Annotated in this window: 23 protein-coding genes; 5 read left to right on the plus strand and 18 right to left on the minus strand. The window is 34.5% G+C overall.

The window, feature by feature from the left end; genetic code table 11:
- Positions 1 to 412 precede the first annotated feature (412 nt).
- Positions 413 to 1,117, plus strand: coding sequence for a hypothetical protein (locus tag ACFX4H_RS22265; protein ID WP_377436239.1), 705 nt, complete (start codon positions 413 to 415; stop codon positions 1,115 to 1,117).
- Between the two features lie 146 nt (positions 1,118 to 1,263).
- Here ACFX4H_RS22265 and ACFX4H_RS22270 read toward each other — a convergent pair whose 3' ends face one another.
- From ACFX4H_RS22270 to ACFX4H_RS22325, 12 genes are all read right to left on the minus strand, one after another.
- Complete coding sequence (locus tag ACFX4H_RS22270) at positions 1,264 to 1,530, minus strand: hypothetical protein (protein WP_377436240.1); 267 nt, start codon at positions 1,528 to 1,530, stop codon at positions 1,264 to 1,266.
- Between the two features lie 84 nt (positions 1,531 to 1,614).
- Positions 1,615 to 1,959 (minus strand): YolD-like family protein, encoded by a 345-nt coding sequence (locus ACFX4H_RS22275; protein WP_377436241.1) that lies wholly within the window; start codon positions 1,957 to 1,959, stop codon positions 1,615 to 1,617.
- Positions 1,960 to 2,196: 237 nt separating this feature from the next.
- Positions 2,197 to 3,411 (minus strand): protein kinase domain-containing protein, encoded by a 1,215-nt coding sequence (locus ACFX4H_RS22280; protein ID WP_377436242.1) that lies wholly within the window; start codon positions 3,409 to 3,411, stop codon positions 2,197 to 2,199.
- Positions 3,412 to 3,782: 371 nt separating this feature from the next.
- Positions 3,783 to 4,241: an NUDIX hydrolase gene (locus ACFX4H_RS22285; protein WP_377436243.1), complete on the minus strand. Its 459-nt coding sequence runs from the start codon at positions 4,239 to 4,241 to the stop codon at positions 3,783 to 3,785.
- 264 nt (positions 4,242 to 4,505) lie between these two features.
- Positions 4,506 to 5,687: an FtsW/RodA/SpoVE family cell cycle protein gene (locus tag ACFX4H_RS22290; protein WP_377436244.1), complete on the minus strand. Its 1,182-nt coding sequence runs from the start codon at positions 5,685 to 5,687 to the stop codon at positions 4,506 to 4,508.
- A gap of 257 nt (positions 5,688 to 5,944) precedes the next feature.
- Positions 5,945 to 6,787, minus strand: a complete 843-nt coding sequence (locus tag ACFX4H_RS22295; protein ID WP_106028698.1) for a permease prefix domain 1-containing protein — start codon at positions 6,785 to 6,787, stop codon at positions 5,945 to 5,947.
- Entirely contained in the window at positions 6,774 to 7,583 is an 810-nt protein-coding gene (locus ACFX4H_RS22300) for a permease prefix domain 1-containing protein (RefSeq protein WP_063574951.1), read from the minus strand. The genes ACFX4H_RS22295 and ACFX4H_RS22300 overlap by 14 nt, the downstream gene beginning before the upstream one ends.
- A complete protein-coding gene (locus ACFX4H_RS22305) occupies positions 7,570 to 7,920 on the minus strand; it encodes a PadR family transcriptional regulator (protein ID WP_377436245.1) in 351 nt (116 codons plus the stop codon). The genes ACFX4H_RS22300 and ACFX4H_RS22305 overlap by 14 nt, the downstream gene beginning before the upstream one ends.
- A 207-nt stretch (positions 7,921 to 8,127) precedes the next feature.
- On the minus strand, positions 8,128 to 8,415 hold the full coding sequence (locus ACFX4H_RS22310) for a hypothetical protein (protein ID WP_377436246.1): 288 nt from the start codon (positions 8,413 to 8,415) through the stop codon (positions 8,128 to 8,130).
- A 298-nt stretch (positions 8,416 to 8,713) separates the two neighbouring features.
- Positions 8,714 to 9,091 (minus strand): hypothetical protein, encoded by a 378-nt coding sequence (locus tag ACFX4H_RS22315; RefSeq protein ID WP_377436247.1) that lies wholly within the window; start codon positions 9,089 to 9,091, stop codon positions 8,714 to 8,716.
- Positions 9,092 to 9,501: 410 nt separating this feature from the next.
- Complete coding sequence (locus ACFX4H_RS22320) at positions 9,502 to 10,920, minus strand: sensor histidine kinase (protein WP_377436248.1); 1,419 nt, start codon at positions 10,918 to 10,920, stop codon at positions 9,502 to 9,504.
- On the minus strand, positions 10,917 to 11,642 hold the full coding sequence (locus tag ACFX4H_RS22325; RefSeq protein ID WP_377436249.1) for a response regulator transcription factor: 726 nt from the start codon (positions 11,640 to 11,642) through the stop codon (positions 10,917 to 10,919). The genes ACFX4H_RS22320 and ACFX4H_RS22325 overlap by 4 nt, the downstream gene beginning before the upstream one ends.
- Positions 11,643 to 11,881: 239 nt before the next feature.
- On the opposite strand from ACFX4H_RS22325, the gene ACFX4H_RS22330 reads away from it, so the two are divergent.
- The 3 genes from ACFX4H_RS22330 to ACFX4H_RS22340 are packed head-to-tail and all read left to right on the plus strand — an operon-like array spanning position 11,882 to position 14,300.
- Positions 11,882 to 12,793: an ABC transporter ATP-binding protein gene (locus ACFX4H_RS22330; RefSeq protein WP_377436250.1), complete on the plus strand. Its 912-nt coding sequence runs from the start codon at positions 11,882 to 11,884 to the stop codon at positions 12,791 to 12,793.
- Positions 12,790 to 13,548 (plus strand): ABC transporter permease, encoded by a 759-nt coding sequence (locus ACFX4H_RS22335; RefSeq protein ID WP_377436251.1) that lies wholly within the window; start codon positions 12,790 to 12,792, stop codon positions 13,546 to 13,548. Before ACFX4H_RS22330 ends, ACFX4H_RS22335 begins: the two co-directional genes overlap by 4 nt.
- Positions 13,549 to 13,565: 17 nt before the next feature.
- Entirely contained in the window at positions 13,566 to 14,300 is a 735-nt protein-coding gene (locus ACFX4H_RS22340) for an ABC transporter permease (protein ID WP_377436252.1), read from the plus strand.
- 224 nt (positions 14,301 to 14,524) lie between these two features.
- Here the strand turns inward: ACFX4H_RS22340 and ACFX4H_RS22345 are convergent, their stop codons facing one another.
- The 4 genes from ACFX4H_RS22345 to ACFX4H_RS22360 form a co-directional block, all read right to left on the minus strand.
- Positions 14,525 to 14,914: a VOC family protein gene (locus ACFX4H_RS22345; protein ID WP_377436253.1), complete on the minus strand. Its 390-nt coding sequence runs from the start codon at positions 14,912 to 14,914 to the stop codon at positions 14,525 to 14,527.
- Positions 14,915 to 15,059: 145 nt separating this feature from the next.
- Complete coding sequence (locus ACFX4H_RS22350) at positions 15,060 to 15,329, minus strand: hypothetical protein (protein WP_275732744.1); 270 nt, start codon at positions 15,327 to 15,329, stop codon at positions 15,060 to 15,062.
- 257 nt (positions 15,330 to 15,586) lie between these two features.
- Complete coding sequence (locus tag ACFX4H_RS22355) at positions 15,587 to 16,789, minus strand: IS110 family RNA-guided transposase (RefSeq protein ID WP_377436254.1); 1,203 nt, start codon at positions 16,787 to 16,789, stop codon at positions 15,587 to 15,589.
- Positions 16,790 to 17,117: 328 nt separating this feature from the next.
- Complete coding sequence (locus tag ACFX4H_RS22360) at positions 17,118 to 17,585, minus strand: VOC family protein (RefSeq protein WP_377436255.1); 468 nt, start codon at positions 17,583 to 17,585, stop codon at positions 17,118 to 17,120.
- 279 nt (positions 17,586 to 17,864) lie between these two features.
- On the opposite strand from ACFX4H_RS22360, the gene ACFX4H_RS22365 reads away from it, so the two are divergent.
- The gene (locus ACFX4H_RS22365) at positions 17,865 to 18,032 is read left to right on the plus strand and encodes a hypothetical protein (RefSeq protein WP_377436256.1); all 168 of its coding nucleotides are present in this window, start codon (positions 17,865 to 17,867) and stop codon (positions 18,030 to 18,032) included.
- Positions 18,033 to 18,491: 459 nt separating this feature from the next.
- Here the strand turns inward: ACFX4H_RS22365 and ACFX4H_RS22370 are convergent, their stop codons facing one another.
- Both ACFX4H_RS22370 and ACFX4H_RS22375 read right to left on the minus strand, forming a co-directional pair.
- Complete coding sequence (locus ACFX4H_RS22370; protein WP_377436257.1) at positions 18,492 to 19,271, minus strand: CPBP family intramembrane glutamic endopeptidase; 780 nt, start codon at positions 19,269 to 19,271, stop codon at positions 18,492 to 18,494.
- A gap of 617 nt (positions 19,272 to 19,888) precedes the next feature.
- Positions 19,889 to 21,163, minus strand: coding sequence for an IS110 family RNA-guided transposase (locus tag ACFX4H_RS22375; RefSeq protein ID WP_377436258.1), 1,275 nt, complete (start codon positions 21,161 to 21,163; stop codon positions 19,889 to 19,891).
- Positions 21,164 to 21,307: the final 144 nt, after the last annotated feature.

Below are 21,307 nucleotides of genomic sequence, written 5' to 3' on the forward strand. Positions count from 1 at the left end.
TTAAGTAAACAACAAATTTAAAGTTAGTCCTGGAGAATTTAGATTGAACTTGCATTTTATGATAAAGCACTAAATAAGAGGGTAAAAAATTCTAAGAAGAACGGTAAGCTCAAGGGGCGTTACCTTGAAGTAACAGAATCTATGTGAAACAAGCTAGTGATGATATAAAATGGGTAAATCTGTTCAGGGCATCTGTAAATCATAGTTAATCACAGGAACCTTCCTTATCGAGGAAAAGCACCTGTTAGTTGAACAAGTAAAAATACACACTAGAGTCATTTAATGATTTCATAACACAAAACCACAATTACGCAATAACACAATAACACAATGAGAAGTGTAAAAAAAAGACACCTTCCCAAAATTTAAAAATGTCCTTTGATATAATAGATAGTATAGAAGGGTGGAAAAAATGAAAATAGAAAAAAATATACTAATTACACTTATATTTGTTATCGGTTTTATTACAATAATACCTTTTATAATTATTATCGGTATGAAATGGCAATGGACTAGTTTTGCATATGGATCTGCTGATGGTTGGTTAGGTTTTTGGGGTGGCTATATTGGGGCAATTATAGGAGCCTTAGCTGCTGGTTTTATAGCTTATTATGTAGCACATAAACAAATACATCTACAGGTTGATAAAGAAGATCTAAGAGCCAGAAAGTTTTTAGGAACCCAACTTCGTATCGATAAATTTTCGGAGATTTATTCTGTACTTAGTGAAATGGGTAGAAACTTTGCGGAATCTGATATGTTAATTTTTACTTATCACTTCAAGGAACCGATGGAATTGTATGTATTACGTGATAAACAGCGAGAATATCAAGATAAAGATTTATCTTCAATTAGAAACATAAATAGTTTGTTTCCATTTGTACCAGACCTAAAAAATGATATTGATAACATGATGGAGATTTATCATGAAAGGAACAGGTTTATTTATAAGCATTATATTCATCGAAAGGATCCAAGTAAAAAAGTTTCTGATTCAATATATGAAGATTACAGCAGAAAATCTGATGAATTGATGATTGTGCTACACGTTATATTAACTGATATTAGCAATAAACTTAGTCATGAAATAGATAAGTTAGAGAAGGGAATTAATTAATTTTACTTGTTTCTTTGTCATGGGCACCATAGGGATATAAATAATAGATGTTTTATACCACTCAATCGAGTGGTTTTTAATTATAGATAAGATACAAAAAAGAACCTCTAAAGAAATCCCTAAATTATATTTTTAGTTGATTAATTTTAAAAAGGTAAATCATCTTTTATTTTAGGGCGTACCTTTCTTACTAAATCTGTAATGTCATTTTCTCCGTTGTAAACAACACTGATAATTTGAAAGTCGTCTGGATAGCGAACAGAGCTTTTTATCTTTTGTATCCACTCATAAGCTGATACAGCAGCAGTCCATTCCGGTTCTTTTCTAAAGTCAGTTGCTATTACTGAACAACTACCGGACTGTAAGAAATTAGCACCGTTCGCAAACAATTGAACCTCAATCTGAATCTCCATTTGTATACTCCTATATCTCTGTGCCTTTCTTGTTAATTCTTCAAAGACTATAATGCCCTCCTGAATTTTAAGAAGGGCTTTTTTTTAATCCTCAACGATTACATTAATAATTTCATTAAATTTAATTTTCTTAAAGATACTATCTTTCTTCTGAATACTTAACTCCTTCGTGACAGGATCAATATACACACAGTATCCATGCAGATCAATTGGATTTCCATCGTTATGCAATCTAAAACTTATCGGTAAATGATATTCCATCGCATAATGAATGTTGTTTTCAAATTCTTCAACCTGGTATTCATCTAGGACAGGTTTTTTATTTAAGTAATAATCGTCCGTATTATTTTTTTTAGTTAATGCTTTATGTTCTGGTAATATCAATGCTGCTTTCCATTTAATGATTCCTCTATCACGAATTTTACCCATTAGAAAAATCGCTCCTTTATATTTATTATATACGAACAAACGTTCCTTATAAAGGAGAAAAAAATGGCTATTCCTGTATCCAAATGCTTACAATGTAAGTGCTTCGATGCCAGAAACAGCATATTAATAGACTTTGAGGACCCTTATTATATTAAGTGTCCTTTTTTTTGTTCCAATAAAGTACACCCAATTGGCACGTTTTCCTATCCATTTAAATCAAAGTTGCACCCTTATTTTTTATGCATTACGAATATAGGGAAATACATCATTTTTTAAAAATTCCCTAATTTCAGCAACACTATTAAAACGATTTTCTTTATCACCAATTGCTTTTTGAATGAAATTCTTTAATGGTTCATTCCGTTCTCTGTGGTAGTTTGTTTCTCGTCCTGTCAATATAAAATAGATTACTTTTGAAATTGCATATGTCTCGTGTCGTTTTTCGTAATTTTCAAAACCTACTCTATCAAGATCTGAATAATCATTTATTGCACCTTTTATCTCCGTTCCCTGTTTTGTTAAATTACTTTCAGGGCGTTTTACTAAACCAAAATCGGAAACCTTAATAAAATAATTTCCATCTTCATATTTTTTAATTAATATATTTTGATAACTTACATCTCTATGTAAAAGTCCTTTACTATGGATATATTCAAATGCATTAAGTAACTGGATTATTAATTTCCTTCTTGATTCAAAAGTTAGAGAGTTATTATTATTCCTTATAAACTTTTGTATGGTATGATCGGCAAATTCCATCGTATATTCATTTTTTTCTTCGTTATATGTATATGCTTTTATAATAAATGGAGAGTCTAATTGTTTAAGATCATTAAACTCATTTCTAAACCTTTCAAGTTCATCTTCACGTAAGTTATCAAGTGCGCGTTTTATTGCAAATTTCATTTTATAATGTGGGTCCTTATATCTAAACACGTTTGCATACGAACCACCACCAATTAAATCAATGGCCATTTTCCTTGAGTTATCAGGGTTTTCTATTTCAGTACTATTGATTTTTAAAAAAATAGCCTTATGTTCGATTATATCTATTTTAGGGACTCCTTCAGGAATTGTACTACCACCACGTGAAGATAGAAACTTCTTACAACGATTAATAATTTCTAAGTAATATTCATCAACTTTAAAAGGATATTGATTTGTCAGTTTAGCTTGAAGTATTCTTATTTGTTCTATGATATCTAATAGTTGTCTGCTATCTTCTGCATTATAATGACCTCCATTAGCACCGTTTTTAAAATTTAAAAATTCAAATAGATCATTTAAATTACTATGGAGTATTGAAAAAATATCAATTAAATGAGAATGAGCAAAATGAATGTAATATGGCTTAAAAAGGTCGATTTTTTGAGTATCATGACTATTTATAAATTGAGTTAGTTTTATTTTTAAGAAATTATCCAATTCGTAGCTTACCTGATCAAAAGTCATATCATCATTTCCTTTATTGTGATTTTAGTCCTAATTTTATCATATAGGCACAAATTTCTTCTTATTTTAGTGTGTATAATTACAAATTTCCACATTATAAACAATACATTCATACAAATTTATCTGTAAACACAAAGGGGAAGGCAATATCTATACCCTCCCCTTTTTTTAATCTTCTTGATTATTTTATTAATAAGATTGATTATTTTTGTGATCCTTATGAACTAACGCACCCGTTAGTTTAAGTAGATTTCTTCACAAACTTTTTAGTATTTCAGTTAATACAGGAATGCTGCCCCTTTAGTGCCATAAGAAAAGGAGCTGCTGATCAGCTCCTGATAAAGAAGAAGAACCCGTTAGCTTAATAAAAATTATTTATCTAGTTGTTGATTATAAATACTAATTGAATGTACCCTCTCTTTTAACAAGTTATCCATTATTTGCTTTAGTACCCTTGGTTCACGTAGTTCTTCATTATCAAATTTCACAAGGTCATTCACCTTAATCCATCTACTGTCTAAAATTTCATCTTCTTCAAGATTTAATGAACCACCATTAACCTCACCAGTAAAATGAAATAGAATAACTTGATTGTTTGTACTACTGATAAAATTATATACACCCGTTGTACCATTAAGTTTTACATCAAAGCCAGTTTCCTCTTTTACCTCCCTACGAGCTGAATAGAGAATGTCTTCACCATATTCAATGCGTCCACTCGGAAAGTTCCACTTATCAATAGCAGTTGGTTTATTTTCTCTAATTATTAAGACTTCATCATCTCTGAATATTGATACACTAACTACTAAAACTATCCCATTATGAGCCATTCTTTTCGCCTCAGTTATTTAATTTTATATTTATTGCTATCTTTTTCTCTACTTAACACCTGATTACCTTCTTCTACCACTAACCTGCCCCGTTAGTTGCATAAAGAAAAAGCTGCCTTAAAGACAGCTCCGATCTTTAGCTAACCCACCCGATAGTTCTTTAAGAAAAGCGATTCTTAATAAAAAATCTCGCCCTTTAACGGAAAGGTCTGTGGCTTATGGAATTATTTTTGAACAAGATGGAGGTAACTAAAAATTTTCTTTTCACATGTTCTTATTATCTAAAATTGTTTGTACAATTTCTTTTTGTTCCAATAAGTTCATTCTCATAATTACATTCTCCATAACCCCAATTGACACCATAAGCAGTAGCAGTGACGATCCTCCGTAACTTATAAAAGGCAGTGTTATCCCGGTAATAGGAAGAAGCCCGGTAGCGCCCCCGAGATTGATCACTACTTGAATACCAATCATCGAGGAAATACCAAACAATAGTAAGCTTCCAAAAGGATCCTTGCATTTAGCCGATAGTATTAAGCCCCTCAATACAATAAACCCGAGAGTACCCAGTACAAACAAAACTCCGAAAGTGCCAAGTTCCTCGGCGATGATGGCCATGATAAAGTCTGTGTGAGGTTCCGGAAGATAACCGTACTTTTGGACGCTGTCACCGAGCCCGACCCCAGTTATTCCTCCTGAACCTATTGCAAGCAACGAATTGGCTAGCTGATAACCTTCATCCCCATTGTCAAACGGATTGGAAAGTCCGGTAAAACGAGAAATTCGTTCCTCCGAAAAAACATTGGAGAAATTTCCTGTTACGACAATACCAATAAAGAAAATTCCGACCACCAGTAAAAATATCATCAATAATTTCCCCAAGCTTCTCAGGTTCATTCCTGAACAAAGGATAATGGAAGCCGCGATTAACAGAATGATAGCAGCACTTCCATAGTCAGGCTGGAGGACGATTAAAAAACAAATGCCCACCAAAAAGATGATGGGAGGTACGACGGCTTTATCGATATCATTGATGCGGTCCTGCTTTTTTCCGTACATCGCAGACAAATATATGATGATGGCCAGCTTGGAAAATTCAGCAGGCTGGAGGCTCCGTGTACCTATCTGAAACCAGCTTGTTGCATTATTGGCTGTGTGGCCAATGATAGACACAATTATAAGGAGGAGGGCGATCCCCCCCATCATGACCATTAGAAAGGTTTTATGTTTATATAGTTTATACGGCAATATCATTGCGATCACCATCATAATAAATGACAGGATCAGCGCACTTTTTTGATTTTGGAAGAAATAATCTATCGGATATCGGTAATGGGATACTGCCGTAATCATACTTGCACTGTAAACCATAACTAATCCAAATAGGGAAAGTAGTACAACAGCTATGAATATGGGAGAATCATAAGCTTTAAGTATTTTTTTCAAATGGAAAATCACCTCTAAGTAAATACCAAAATTTTCTATAAGACTTTCTTATATATAATAACGGAAAAACATCTCTAATGTAATAAGAATTTCTTTTAATCTAAACTGTTTATTTTAAAAAATTACCTATCAGGAACTTTTTAATATTTAAACAAATCTTAAATGAACTAACCTGCCCCGTTAGTTTCATAAAGAAAGAGCTGTCTTAAAGACAGCCCTGATCTTCACCTAACGCACCTGTTAGTTCATTAAGAAATTCAGTTTATAAGTCCTTTTAAATATGTTTTATGATATTTTTTTAAGAATCCCCAAACAATAATTAGAACCCCAAACACTACAAAGAACAAAATCGGCAGCTGAAAAATATCCATGTAATCTCCTAATGCCCATGAATTATTTGCTTCAATAACATTCTGGTAGGTATCCTTATATTCATATTGAACAATCCAATTATCCTTTGTACTCGCCACTGTTCCTAAATCATAATCATCGCTAACAATTCCTTCTTTATTAAAAATTTCATACGGATCTTCTATCATAAATGTTGCATACTGATATTCAATGGGGTAAGTGGTAGAAGGTTTTTGTGTTATATTAAATTCTTTCAACCAATCTTTTAATTGAGCGTTCTCTTCTGTGTTAAATATTGCAAGATAATTCAAATGATCCTTATGTTCGTCGAAAAGAGTTTGAATATCCTCTTTTTTGGAGTCAGAAATCACATCATCATCACCTACAATGGTTAACACATCGTTCATGATGATGCTTCTTTCTTCCTTGAAATTATATATCTCTAAGGAGGTATTTACAAAAATGATAGCTCCTAGCACAAGTGAAACCAATGAAAATAATAAGATATAACGAGCAAATCTCTTTTGAACACTAAAAAATTCTGATAATCCTTTAATCATGTGTTTTTTATCTCCAAAGTTTTCAATAGCCATTCTGCTCGCTTCTTCTTCTGATACTCCCTTTTCTTTTAACTCATGGGCAGCCTCTAATAAATGCGATTGCATTTCCTCTTTTAATTCCTGAATTTCTTCTTTATCTCCATCAACATTTCGGTAAACCGAATGAACGTATTCTTCAATTTGTTTCATTTTTTATCCCCTTTCCAATAAAACGGAAAAACAGATACCCTACAACATTTAATAAAGCAAAAGCAATAACCCAACCAGCATTCAATCGTCTATGATGATAAGCGTTAATGATTGCCCAAATTGCAAACAGTACCCAATAAATACATACACTTAGGAACAATGCAGTATATGCTGTTTCTACATAACCTTTTGATTCAACCATGACATCCCAATTTTCGTTACCTGTACCATCAGCACGATAAGTAATAAAGTGGTTAAATATTGGTTTTTCTCTAAAACTATATTCTGGTTCTTCGCTTACAGTAGTATAAAATGTCTCATTACCATAATTGGTAACCTCAACAGCACTAATGGTTACTCCTGTAATGTTTTCATTTTCTTGTACAATTTTTTGAATATCCGTTTTAGCTTGCTCGGTTATTGTATTACCTAAACTATCAAGGATTTGTGAACTAAATTGATAACTCTCATTTTGTTGATTCCTTTCAAGTGGAATAAGAATACCATATCCGATAAAACTAATTAAAAGGAATGTTAATGCTGTATAAAGTACCCATTTTGCAAATGTTCTTTGTGCTTTAAACAACTGACCAACAATAGAACGCATTTCTTTTTCTCCGCCGAAACGTTCAATGGAAATTTCAATTGCTTCTTGTTCAGACTTTCCTTCTAATTTCAACTCGTGAACAGCCTCTAATAAATGACCTTTCATTTCATCTTTTAATTCTTGTATTTCTTTTTTATTTCCGCCAACATTTTGATAAACCGAATCAACAAATGCTTCAATTTCTTTCATTTTTTCTCCCCCAATCCAAAAACGAATCAATCACATCTCTTACAAATTCCCATTCCAAACGCTTATCTTTAAATCCTTCTTCACCCATTGATGTAAGTTTGTAATATTTTCTTCTTCCTCCTGGTCCTTTCTCATCCCCCCAGTAAGAAGAAATCCATTCATTCTTTTCTAATCTCTTTAAAGACAGATAAAGCGTACCCTCTTTTAATTCAAATTGGTCATCACTCTTTTCTCGAACAATTTTGGCTAATTCATAGCCGTACATATCCCTCTTATGTAAAAGAGAAAGGATGAGAGTGTCTATATGCCCTTTTAAGACTTCTTTATTAATTTCCAAATTATCCACCTCTTGGTATAAATATATTTTATATTACTATATAATGCAAGGTATTCATCAAAAATTAAACGGGTAGTTCTTAATGAACTATCCTGCCCCTTTAGTTCCATAAGAAAAAGCCGCCTTAGAGACAGCTCCGATCTTCAGCTAACGCACCCGTTAGTTCATTAGCGAAATTTCTTTAAGAATCGCGCCCTTTAGTAGAAGTTACATGACATTCTCTATTTCTTTTTTCTTAAATATGCCTACCAGTAGCATAATAAGTCCTATGATGAAACCGATTGGGAACAAGTACCACATAACCAAAGTTGCCCAAGGATCCTCAACAATAAATGCGTATGATAAACCAATCGCAAAAGATAAGAATGGTGAAATTGCCAACATAAGAGCGATGCCCCAAACAATACATTTTCTTTTTTTCGACTTGCCTTTGCTAAGTTGATAAGCTACAAGTACTCCTATAAATGCAATTCCATACCCTATGGCAAATTCCATCTTTTGTTACTCCCCTTCCTAAATTTCACAGCTGATTTAGATTAATGTATACCCCCCCTTATTTTAACATAAATTCCCAAGCGTCTTTAAGAAGTATCTTTAACAAACTGGCCCAATTGTTGAATAAAAATCAACAGCACTCTTCAACTAAACTGCCCCGATAGTTGCATAAAGAAAAAGCTGCCTTATAGACAGCTCCGATCTTCAGCTAACGCACCCGTTAGTTCATTAAGAAAAAGGTTGCCGCAGCAACCTTTTGTTGAAAAGCACCTGTTAATTGAAGGTCTCATATTCTTGCTTAGTTTCTCAAATATACGACACTGTCGCTTCTTTCTACTTGAAAATTTAAATCATCCTTACTATTAAGCATATAACCAGCATCTTTGTAATTCTCAGATTCAAAAGATATACCATATCCATTATTCTCAGGATAACCATATAAATAGCAGACCACTTTTCTATCGTTCAAAAATACAATCTGATTCATTCCTTCATTTACAGTTTCGCTAATAGTATCCCATTTATAACCTACCGTTTCATATATATCATCTTTCGGAGTATATGGTCCAAAGGAATATACTACATCCCAGTCAAACGGTGTTACATCTAATAAATTTATTGTTTCAACGGAATGTCCAATTGATAACACTTCTTCTTTTAACAACTCTTCGTTCACATCCCATAATTCCTTCTTTAATAGATTTATAACGATAGCTATACATATTATACCGAAAGCAATAATCACTACTGTCTTTTTAGATTTTATATGTAACCAACTTGAACAGCAACCTTCCTAACGAAATTATCCCCTTCATTATAACAATAATTCCCAAAATAAGTATGAACTCTTAATGAACTAAACTGCCCCGTTAGTTCCGGAAGAAAAGGTTTACACAGCAACCTTAAATAAAGCGCTTGTTAGTTTAATATCTATCTCCAAGTAACTTGTTTAACACAGAATTTCAATGCTCAATCCTCCAGGCACTTCTACGTGGGGTCCTACCAACAATACGCTAAGAAAATTTAGACATACGAAAGCAGATTTTCCTGCTAAATCACTGAGTTAAAATTTCGTTAAATTCTTTCTTACAATTCTAGTGGAAAAATAATCTTACATTTGGTACCAAGTTGAGGTTTACTATCTATTTCAATATAACCATCATGAGCTATAACAATTTGTCTTGCAATTGCCATCCCTAAACCAGTACCTGAAATATTAGAGGAAGCACTTATTCCTCTAAAATAACGGTCGAATAAGCGTTCAACTGTTTCATGGTCCATTCCTACCCCATCGTCCTCAATTGTAAGTTGAATTTCTCTTTCAAGCGAATCCTCATGTAATATGATTCTAACTTTAGTATTTGGAGGGTTGTGTTTAATACTATTCGCAATTAAATTTTCAACAGCTCGCTTCAAATATCTTTCATCCATGTTAAAAAGAATTGTATTATTGTTAGGTTCAAAAAAGAAAATCTTATTTTCTGATTCTGGCAATCTTTTCAGTTGTTCCAAAACGTTGTTGATGACTTCTACTAAATTTTTTTCTTCACGTTGTATAGGAAGAGCCTCATTTTTTAATTGAAAAGTTAAGCTAAAGTCTTCAATCAGTTCCTCCATATACTCCACACGTTCTTCCATTGTTTTAGCAAAATGCCGTACTTTTTCTTGTTCCCAATCATATTCAGTTGAAGATAATAGTACAGAATATCCCTTAATAACAGATAGAGGAGTTTTTAAGTCGTGTGAGACACCTGTCATCCATTCTTCCCGTGTCTTTTCTAATAACTCTCTTTCTTCTGTGTTTTTCTGAAGGGTTGATGTAAGTTTAGAAAGAGCCTGCATCAATTCTCGATATGTTTTATATTCGGCTTTATTGAGTCGGCGTTTTTTTGAATGAAACTTCCAATAGTAAAAGGGTTCTTCATATTTTCCTTTAGATAGATTTTCAATCCAGGAAACCATATACAGTAAAGGAGCACCTAATTGTTTCCCGAAAAATAAGGCAATTAGAATTCCTATTACAATGATGGAAAAAATCCACAGATTATTCATCCAATAAAGAAAAGGATTATTGCTTTTCATTGGTTTCCCTAACACCCATGTTAAATCCTGATTGTTTTTGGTTTCATACCATGTAGATAATTGATAACCTTTTTTGGCAGGATATAGGTAATCTGATACTAGTTCCCCAGGAATATAATGATTCGGTATGGTTTTTGGTTTATTAAAGAAGAAAATCTCATTTCCCTGTTCATCTAATACCTGAACCCACATCTGGTTCTTTAATAAATCTTCCTTTGTTTTCGAGTTGATTGAAAGTTGTTGATCCATAACAACCGTATCGGCAACAATTTTGCTAATTGATAAGCGTGGAGTTTCGATTTTGTTATGCCCCAGAAAGAAGCTGAACAAAAGCGTACTAATCACGATGAGTGAACCCCAAATAAGCATGAGCCAAAAAAGTCGTGATACAAAGTAAAATGCCACTCGATTTCTTAATTTCACATTAAATCCTCGCTTGTTGCTGCTTCAAATATATATCCTAATCCCCGAACCGTTTTAATCCATTTAGGTCGGCTTGGATCTGCCTCTAGTTTTTCACGTAATCGGCGCACATGTACCATTACCGTGCTATCCCCGCCATAAAATCCCCCCCAAACATCCTTATAGAGTTGATGTTTGCTCAAAATTTGATTAGGGTGTTTACAAAAATAGAGCAAAAGTTTCATCTCTTGGGTAGGGCACTCTATCCTTTTTCCATTAACAATAAGTCTTCCCATATTGGGATCTATTTTGAAATAGCCATAATCAAACACCTGTTTTCGAGAAGAAGATGAGGAAATTTGAGGAGTTCGCTTTAATTGGGCTTTTACACGAGCTACAACCTCTAATGGGTTAAAGGGTTTCGTAATATAGTCATCTCCACCAAAACTAAACCCTTGCAATTTATCTAAATCTGTTGCTTTTGCTGTTAAAAACAGTATGGGTGCATTTGTATGCGAGCGAATTTTGCTGCATAGAGTAAAGCCATCAATGTCTGGCAGCATAACATCCAACAATATAATGTCCGGATTTTCTTGTGTTGTTTTTAAGAGGGCCTCGGTTCCTGTAATGGCTGTTAAGATATTATGAAACACTTCCTTCTCAAATACAGTTATTAATAAATCTAGGATATGCTGATCGTCATCAACCATCAGGATTTTATGCTCTTCGAGCTTTAAAGTCATATGTATCCTCCCCTTCTATCTTATTATTTTACATGAAAGGGTAGGTTGCAAAGCAGTAAAGAAAAGAATTAAAACTCTGTTTAATATTCTTAATATTCAGATTGTTTTTATCCTTGTGGTTATTGGGGCTCAACATATTAGATATAAATATTCCTAGAAAGTTGTTAAACAAATGTTTAGGAAGAGTTTCGTTCGTGTTTAAAAACTTTCGTTTACGATAGAAGTGAGGTGAGGAGCATATGAATGATCAAATCGTTGTTACGAACGAACTGACCAAAAAGTATAAGAAGCACAAATCCGTAGATGGGTTAAATTTAAGGGTCGAACGTGGGCAAATTTACGGCTTTCTCGGACCAAACGGTGCTGGAAAAACAACAACAATCCGAATGTTACTAGGTTTGATTAAACCAACAAAAGGAAGTATCGAAATCTTTGGCCAGAACCTAATCAAGAATCGTTTGCAAATTTTACAACGAATCGGGTCACTAGTTGAGTCTCCAACGTATTATGGCAACTTAACTGGTTATGAAAACTTAGATGCCGTTCGTAGGTTACGGGATATTCCCGAAAAACGAGTCAATGAAGTTCTGGAAATTGTCAGATTAACTAAAGTAGCTAACCGGCTAACAAAAGAGTATTCCCTTGGAATGAAGCAGCGTCTGGGGATTGCTGCAGCTCTGTTAAGCAGTCCAGATTTATTGATTTTGGATGAACCCACAAACGGTTTGGATCCGTCTGGCATCCAAGAAATGAGAGAGCTGATCAAAGAATTACCTAAGTCAGGAATGAGTGTTCTTGTATCCAGTCATTTGTTGAGTGAAATAGATCAAATGGCTACACAAGTAGGAATCATTAATAACGGAAAAATGATTTTCCAAGATTCGATAGAACGATTACGACAAAAACGTAAACCATTATTAAAAGTCGGGGTAAGCAACGTAATCGAAGCAAAGACAATATTAAAAGGGAAAGGATTAAAGGTTGATATGCAAAAAGACTTTTTGTGGTTGGCCCAAACAGAACCAGAGTTTGTTTCAGAGATCAACTCCATTCTTGTGCATTCGGGAGTATCTGTGTATCGGCTTGAAGAAGTGAAACGGTCGCTCGAAGATATTTTCTTGGAATTAACCGGAACCGAGGGAAGTCTATGAAAAAGATATTATGGGCGGATCAAATAAAGCTAAAACGATCTTCGTTATTTATTGTAGTCTTATTGGTCCCCTTACTGATCTTGGCATATGAATTGGTGAATCTCACATACCGAGTTGAGTATGTGGAAAAACAAGCTGAGATGTTCCATGCCGGCTCTATGTGGATGTATTTATTGTATGATAATAGTTTATTATTCGGCCTTGGTTTTCCGTTAGCCGCCACACTTGCTGCGTCAATAATAGCGAATATCGAACATCAGGCGAACGGTTGGAAACAAACGCTGTCATTACCCATTTCAAGAGTTCGAATTTATTTAAGTAAATTTGTTTGGTTAGTGGTTAGTTTATTCCTTTCCCTTACTATTTTTCTAGTTGGCATGGTGTTTTTAGGAAAGATGTTAGGGTTTGAAGGAAGTTTGCCATGGGTGCTGTTGCTCGGCGATTGTTACGGCATGTTGATTACAGTATTACCTATATTGGCTTTCCAGCTATGGCTATCCATGAATTTTAAAAACCAGGCATTCTCGATTCTTATAGGATCCGTATCAGCAATGATGGGCCTGTTTTTGGCTGCTTCTCAAACGACGAGATGGTTTCCACTTGCTTATCCTAGTCAGTCTTCAACGGTAATTTTACAGTATGAAGGCATAGCGTATAATACCGATTTTTCAGCCTACCTTGTCATCAGTCTTTTGGTAGGAACAATCATTTTGTTTATAGGATCTATTCATTTTGCTAAACGAGATGTTTTGTAAAAAGGGAGGGGAAATACTTGAAAAACATCTTATATGTTGAACGGTTAAAACTGAAGCGCTCAAAGTTATGGATACTTTATTTAATAGGCCCCTTACTAGGTGTTCTCCTAGCCTATACTAATTTCTTTAAAAACTATGATCTTTTTATGAGCCCTGGAGAAAACCCATGGGTAGAAGCTTGGACACAAGTTGCCATATTTATGGGCCCTTTTGTATTGCCAATTATGGTAGGCATTTATGCAGCACTTGTTTGTCGAGGAGAACATGCCGGAGGTGGATGGAAACAACTTTTAGCTTTACCGATCAAACACTCAGACATCTTTTTAGGGAAGTTTTTAACGGTGGTCCGCATGGTAGTCATTACGATGTTAATTTTAATTATCTTATTTGTTGGATTTGGTTATATGAAAGGAATGGAAGGTAGTCTTCCTATCTTTACAATATTGGGGTTCATGATCAGGGGGATTTTAGCTTGTTTGCCTTTGATCTTGCTGCAACTCATTATATCCATCCGAGCTAAAACATTTGGTATACCACTTGCTGTAAGCATTGTTTTTACGCTTCCTGCCATCATTATTGCCAGTACACCACTTGGACAGATATATCCATGGACGCAACCTATGTTAGCCATGTCACCGGAAGATGAATCGCCTATTCAATCTTATTTCTTATTTTACACACTTTTAATTGGATCCTTCATCGTTCTCCTACTTTACGGTGTGAAAAGTTTTACTAAACGTGACACAATTTAATTGTTTCTAGCCGATTTATTGAGATGTAGCTTTGAAATAAAGTTTAATCAAATTAATACTATTAACCTTGATAAACAAAAGAAAAGAGCATGTTTTGAGCAAAGATTAATCAAAACATGCCCTTATAATATTTAATTGGATTATTCTTTTATAAAAAAGATTGATCATTTTTGTGTTCCTTAATCAACTAACGCACCCGTTAGTTCATTAAGAAAAGATGGTAGTTAGGATTCAATAGTTGCCATTGATGTAATTCGTATATAATATCCATCTGGGTCAATTAATCTAAAATCCTCTAATCCCCACGATCTTTTTGTTATCTTAGTCTGTATAGAGTACCCTTTTTCAACTACTTTGTTATAAATATCGTTTATATCTTCAACTTCTAATACTATTTCAACCCCTAATCCTGTTTGTTGACTACTATTAGAAACTTTAAGAGGATGGCTTTCAGGTAAATTTTTCATTTCTCCCAACCCTAATGTAACACTTCCTTTTTTAACTGGAACGTAAGTATGTATAATCTCTTTTGGTGCATTAAATTCTAGTATATCTCTATAAAATCCCACTGATTTTTCTATACTTTCAACAAATAATTCAAGTCTTAAATTCACTTGTACATCTCTCCTTTTAAGAATTATTACATAGATAATTCTTGTTTCTTATTCAACTATCCTGCTCCTATAGTCCCATGCAAAAAGGCTGCCTTAAAGATTGCTCCAATCTTCAGCTAACACACTTGTTTGTTGAATAAACAGTTTAAAATCCATTACCCTGGAATACTATTCTCATTAATTCGACGGCTATAAAGTAAACGAAACCAACGAATATACTAAGACCTAAAGCAAATTTTCTCCAAAGTCCTTTCTCACTAAGAAAAGAAAAAGAGAAAGATATAATGATTCCAAATATCATTAATATACGAAAAGTTGTTACTCCAGGATCAATTACTCGTGTTATATTCGCAGCAAAGAAACAAATAACCAAGATAATTAAAGTAAACGAAATAATCCCTAAATATTTTTTCATGATTCCCCACCCTTCCCTCCAATCAATTTTACCAAAATATAGTAAATATGTATTTTTTATTTGGGTATCTTGTCCTTTAGACCCATAAGAAAAGGGCTGCCGAAGCAACCCCTGTTAATGAACTAAACCAGCTAATAGGATGTCAATATCTTTCTCTAAAATTTTCATTTCCCTTATGATATACTATTTTTGTTCATGACAAATAACCCTCCAAAACCCTTTTGGAAGGATTTTTCTCTGTTTCATAAAACCGTTAATCAGGATAAATCTAGGAATGCTTCTTTTCTCTTTAATAAAGCGTAAACCCAATGAAGAAGCTTATTCATACAGGCAACGATCGCCACTTTGGCTGGCTTTCCTTCCGTTTTTTTCTTATCAAAGAAAGCTTTAAGCTTTTTGTTCCTTGAACTCCTTATGCCGCATAGTACGGCAAGATACAGAGAATGACGTAGTCTGCTCGAACCTCTTTTAGTAATACGATTAATGGTTGCCGTAAACTTACCTGATGAGTGAACACTTGGATCTACTCCAGCGAAGGCAACTAGTTTTTTCGGGTGATTAAACCGATCGATTTCACCAATTTCAGAGATAATCGTGGCTGCGATTTTTTCTCCTATACCGGGAATCGATTGGATGATTTTATATTCTTCCATTTCATTTGCCAGGGACACTATACGATCTTCCAAATCAGAGAGGTGTCCCTGGTAATGAAAAAGCAACTCAATATACATACGAATATTGATTACGTGACTTTGATACACGTTTATTTGAAATGGATTTCGAGACGCGGAGTCCATTATTTTTTTTGCTTTTTCCCATGCCCATTGACCCGATCGGCTAGGACAGAACTCTATAACACTCTCTGCTAGTTTACTTTCCCCGGCTGCTAATACCGCCTCTGAAGTGGGATATTCCTTTAATATCAATAAAGAAACCCTTGAATATAGATCCCCAAAAACCTTTCGGTATTCAGGAAACACTTGATCTAAAATGGTGTGAAACTGAAGTTTAGCTTCCACATACATATTCGTTACGATTTCCTGTTGTCTGGACAAATTCCGAAGGTCTAATAGCTGAATTCCTCTAATTTTATGAGGTTCTAAATCCTCTTTGTAATACAGCACACACAACTGGTACGCATCGATAGCGTCCGTTTTCACCTTCCGTAAGCTGGACTTCTTTGCCTGATAAGAAATAATCGGATTTAGTAAGATATATGGAATCCCTTGTTCCTCCAGGTATTGAATAACAGGAGAATGGTAATGCCCTGTAGATTCTAAAATGACCATAGGCATTTGCCCTGTCACCTCTTCAATTTCTTTTAGAAATTCTAAAAAGTGATCTAACTCCTCTTTGATATGCTTCATTGAAAAGCTCTTCCCATACGGTTTAGATTGATCTAAAAATGCCTGAACTTGGCTCTCTCCTTTTGCCACATCCAGACCAACAACTGGATTCATTGTTTTTTCCTCCTCTACTTACTAACCAGTACCCCTAGTCCTCCATGTAGTGTCATAGCTTCGCTTGTTATACGAGATCTGTGTCCCAACCAGCCTCAAACATGTTTCTACAAGTAGGGGGCGGACAGTTTAGTTCACGGGATCAAGTCCCACGCACCCGTACGTCCTACCCTGGCTACTGATATAATAGATTCTATTAAAAAAAGGTCAACCAGTAAAAACTGGCTAACCTTATAATACGAACGCACCCGTTAGTTCATTAAAGAAAAGGATTGCCACAGCAACCCTCTTGTTAAACTCAAGAATCCGTTACTGAAGCAGAGCAGAATTAATTGTGAGCAGTATTTCTTCTATACCAATCCTCTAATGACATCTCTCCAAAGGATTCCTCAAAGTCCAATCTTAAAGGAGCAATCAATTCAAGAGAATTTCCGTCTGGGTCATTAAAATAAATAGCTGCGTGAGCTTGTGGATTGTTATCAAGAACTAAAGGTTGTTGTTCTTCAGTTAAGTCAAAGGTTGTACGAATTTCGATTCCTTTACTATTTAACCAATCCTTTGCTGATGTCATGTCCTCTATATCGATTTGAAAAGCAACATGTCGTATTGAAGGATGGTACGGAATTTCTACATGATTTGTTTCCCATAGACCAAGCCAACTTTTACCTTTCTCAATCCAGAAGAATGCTAATTTATCATTTTGATAGGCAATTTCTAAATCTAACTTTTTATAAAATTTTATGGAGTTTTCAAGATTACTTACAGGTAAATGTGCCTCATAAAGACCTTTTATCATTTCTCGTCCCACCTCGTTATAATTTCTATAAATTCCTTATATTTACTGTATCATACTAATATTTGGAATCTCCAGATGCTAGTATGAATTGCCACATTTATAATCGTAGTTTTTGAGTTAAATCAGAATTTTGTTGAACTAACCTGCCCCGTTAGTTCATTAAGGAACATTAAGACACTATATAATCGTACTTCCGACATTTTACCTTATTCCTCATATCCGTAACCTGGAAAATCCTTTATAATATCCCTAATTATCCAAAAATTAAAGGAGGATTATATGGAAGATAAATTTGAGAAGAATTTCAAAATTACTTTATTGGTACTTTTGGCAATAATTGCTGTAAGTTTTGTTTACATAGCCTATTGCATAACAATGGGTTTTTCTGAAATTTCAATGAAGTTATTTGAACTTAATGGAACACTAATCAATTTATTAGGAGGCTAATCGCCTCCCTTTTTCCAAACACAACCTATTTTTTAGATCTTCTTCTAAATCCTAAATACAGACACCCTACAATAAAAGCCATAATTAGAATGGCAATCCATGGGCTAAAGGCTGTGAATGGAGTTACATAATCGCTAGTTTCGGATATTCGTTTAACAACTTGGGAAGAACCTAGAATCATAGGTCTCAGCTCCTTAAGAGAAAGTAGATGTAGCTTTGAAACAACGTTTGGTCAAATTAATACAAGAAACCTTGATAAATAAATAGAAGGGAGTATGTCTTGAAAAAAGATTAATCCAACCTGCCCTTATAATATTTAATTGGATTATTCTTTTATAAAAAAGATTGATCATTTTTGTGGCCCTTAAAGAACTAACGCACCCGTTAGTTCTTTAAGAAAAAGCGATTCTTATTAAAGAATCGCTCCCTTATGTGGAATAAGAGATTGCTACTAATAGATTATTCAATATATGTATCCACTTTTTTCATTATTAATGATCGGTTGCGATTGTTTGCGAATAGCAAGTAGATAAATAAAGAAAAAACTAATGCTACAATTCCTCCTAATAATGATTGATTGCTAACGAACACATTGAGAACACTATTACAAAAAGCGTGTGTCATAATACAAAGAAATATACTTTTTGTTTTGTAATAAACAGTTGATAAAAGAAAGGAAAAGGAAATAACACTTATGGAGAATACAGGAATATTCAAATATTCATATTGATAAGTTCCAATTATGAAAAACAATGGCAAATGCCAAACAACCCAAACAATACTTACGAATAATGTGCTTGTTAAAGCAGGTATCTTTTTTGTCAATTCTCGAAGCATAAACCCCCGCCATCCAATTTCCTCTAAACCGCCAATTAAGATAAAAATAGGTATTTGTAAAAGTATATTTTGAACGGGTACAATTTGTTCTCCTCCGACTACGAAATACGGAAGTAAAGAAAAAACTAAAACGATCACGATAATAAATAAATACCAATTTAAATTTTTCGGTGGTTGATAACAACTCTTTAAAAACAGACTAAAATCTTCTTTTGAATCAGACCTTTTGCTAACAGTTATACCAGCGATTGCAGGCCCTATTACACCTAAAATATAAAGAATATATAAAGCAATTGATGAACCAAAAGGAATATTTTTAATTTGCGTAAAAACAGCAATCATTCCCCAAGAAAGAAAAGTGATTAAAAAAGTTGAAAATAGATATTTTTTTAATTTAGACAAATATTTCTCTTCCCCCAATCCTTTATTAATTTTCTATTAAGTTCGCAACAAACTTAATCACAAGAATTATCTTAACATAAAATCCACAATTGGATTAAACTGTAATTTTTTCGAAAAGAATTGCACCCCGAATCTTGAATAACCAAGATAAATTGATTTCCCATTAAGGGTTTAACTTTTATGAAGTTTCTTCAACAATATGGCCAAATGTTGAACAAAGGTCAAACAGCACTCTTCAACTAACCTCCCTCTATAAACATTGATGTATCAACGGTTTGCACCACTCGGTGTATTAGTGAAATTATTTTTTCATTCTGCTATTAAACAGAGTATTGAAATTCTGGCTTTTATTACTAAAATGAGCGTACGCTTCGCTAAAACTAATGGAAATCATTAGCTATTTTCTCCACTATGTGATGCACAATAGATCTCTGCGAAACTTATGATGACGTACCCTCCCATGTCTCTTAGCGTCATTTGCGCTTACATTCCTTCGTTCGGTCTATTCATAAGGCAGAGGCCTGCTAAGCTGCCCCGGGGACTCTTGGTCTTAGTTTAGTAAAGTTGCTGGCTTCTCCGTGTCATCCTTCTTGTTATAAATCGATAGTTTGAAATGCTTACGCTGCCTCTGAGAGGCAGTAGAGATCCTTCATCATATTCTGCTCATTAAAATGGACTTTCTTTTTACAAATACCATGCAATACTTTCAACAATTTACCACAGAGTACCACCATCGATTGCTTTCCACGTAAGGGATTTTGTTGGCGTGTTGTGTAATATTCATGAAGCTGTTTAAACCCCTCGTTGTGACGAATGAGTGGTACTATTACTTTGAAAAGAATATATCTAAGTCGATTTCTTCCTCGTTTGGAGATATGTTTTTGTCCCTTATGTTGACCAGATGAGTTTTCACGTAATGTTAATCCCGCTAGTTTAATCAATTGGCGTGGATTTTCATAAAGTGAAAAGCTTCCAACTTCTGAAAGCAAATCAACAATGGTTGCATCTCCTAATCCAGGAACTGAAGCCAGCAGCTCATATTCCATAGTTGTTTGGGCCATTTCGGATAATTGACTATTCACAGATTCAATTTCGTTTTCTAGTAAGCGATACTGACGCAGGAGCGTGGCAATTTCATGTCGGGCCATCTGTGTCCCTTCTGTCAGTCCAATTGAATTCGTCGCTGCTTCAATGAGTAGCTTTGCTTTTGGTAGCTGTGGGGCTCTCATTCCCTTTACCTTACGGTAAAGAAAGACAAGCTCCTCAGCACTTTTTCCATCGATATCCTGCGGCAACGGAGTCATTTCCAATGTAGCTAGAGCCATCTTTCCGAAAGCCGGAAAGACTGGAGTAAACTCGGGAAAATAACGATCAAGCCAACGAATGATTCGATTTTTAATACTCGCTAAATCTTCCGTTAACTTTGAACGAAGAGTAGATCCGATACGAAGTTCTGCCTCTACTTCTTTTAATAAACGTGGATAGCTAAAACGCCCATCTTTCAATAAACGAGCGATGACTAATGCATCTTTTTTATCGTTCTTTGTCGGTAAATTATCGTCCAGTTCCTTCGATCGTTTGACATGCATTGGATTCACCATGACTAGTGGTATGCCGTAATGATCTAAGAAATTCGCTAGGTTCATCCAGTAGTGGCCTGTTGGCTCAATTCCAACAATTACTTCTGTTTTCTTAGCTTCCTTCATCGTTTGACGAATCTTTTCATACAGGTGTTCAAAGCCCTCTTTTGATTGATGAACTGCGAAGGCTTTTATCACGCGCCCTCGTTCATCAACAAAACAAGCGTAATGAACACGCTTGGCAATATCCATACCAACAACGAGTGTATTTTCAGTAACTTGATTAATTTTTTCATTCCATTTAAACTGCATAGAGAAGTCCTCCTTGTTTGATGCTGGGTCAATGGTCGTTGACACTCATGCATCATACAAGAGGGCTCTTTTTCTTTCAAGACCTCGAACATCCTTCTAACAGGAATGCTGCCCCGTTAGTACCATAAGAAAAAGGCTGCCTCA

This window comes from Peribacillus sp. YIM B13477, assembly GCF_042787955.1.
Classification (GTDB): Bacteria; Bacillota; Bacilli; order Bacillales; family DSM-1321; genus Peribacillus; species Peribacillus frigoritolerans.

Excerpts from the sequence above, each read along its gene's own strand:
- ACFX4H_RS22265 (WP_377436239.1), top strand. The coding sequence starts at position 413 with ATGAAAATAGAAAAAAATATACTAATTACACTTATATTTGTTATCGGT.
- ACFX4H_RS22270 (WP_377436240.1), bottom strand. The coding sequence starts at position 1,530 with ATGGAGATTCAGATTGAGGTTCAATTGTTTGCGAACGGTGCTAATTTC.
- ACFX4H_RS22275 (WP_377436241.1), bottom strand. The coding sequence starts at position 1,959 with ATGGGTAAAATTCGTGATAGAGGAATCATTAAATGGAAAGCAGCATTG.
- ACFX4H_RS22280 (WP_377436242.1), bottom strand. The coding sequence starts at position 3,411 with ATGACTTTTGATCAGGTAAGCTACGAATTGGATAATTTCTTAAAAATA.
- ACFX4H_RS22285 (WP_377436243.1), bottom strand. The coding sequence starts at position 4,241 with ATGGCTCATAATGGGATAGTTTTAGTAGTTAGTGTATCAATATTCAGA.
- ACFX4H_RS22295 (WP_106028698.1), bottom strand. The coding sequence starts at position 6,787 with ATGAAACAAATTGAAGAATACGTTCATTCGGTTTACCGAAATGTTGAT.
- ACFX4H_RS22300 (WP_063574951.1), bottom strand. The coding sequence starts at position 7,583 with ATGAAAGAAATTGAAGCATTTGTTGATTCGGTTTATCAAAATGTTGGC.
- ACFX4H_RS22310 (WP_377436246.1), bottom strand. The coding sequence starts at position 8,415 with ATGGAATTTGCCATAGGGTATGGAATTGCATTTATAGGAGTACTTGTA.
- ACFX4H_RS22325 (WP_377436249.1), bottom strand. The coding sequence starts at position 11,642 with ATGACTTTAAAGCTCGAAGAGCATAAAATCCTGATGGTTGATGACGAT.
- ACFX4H_RS22330 (WP_377436250.1), top strand. The coding sequence starts at position 11,882 with ATGAATGATCAAATCGTTGTTACGAACGAACTGACCAAAAAGTATAAG.
- ACFX4H_RS22335 (WP_377436251.1), top strand. The coding sequence starts at position 12,790 with ATGAAAAAGATATTATGGGCGGATCAAATAAAGCTAAAACGATCTTCG.
- ACFX4H_RS22350 (WP_275732744.1), bottom strand. The coding sequence starts at position 15,329 with ATGAAAAAATATTTAGGGATTATTTCGTTTACTTTAATTATCTTGGTT.
- ACFX4H_RS22355 (WP_377436254.1), bottom strand. The coding sequence starts at position 16,789 with ATGAATCCAGTTGTTGGTCTGGATGTGGCAAAAGGAGAGAGCCAAGTT.
- ACFX4H_RS22360 (WP_377436255.1), bottom strand. The coding sequence starts at position 17,585 with ATGATAAAAGGTCTTTATGAGGCACATTTACCTGTAAGTAATCTTGAA.
- ACFX4H_RS22365 (WP_377436256.1), top strand. The coding sequence starts at position 17,865 with ATGGAAGATAAATTTGAGAAGAATTTCAAAATTACTTTATTGGTACTT.
- ACFX4H_RS22375 (WP_377436258.1), bottom strand. The coding sequence starts at position 21,163 with ATGCAGTTTAAATGGAATGAAAAAATTAATCAAGTTACTGAAAATACA.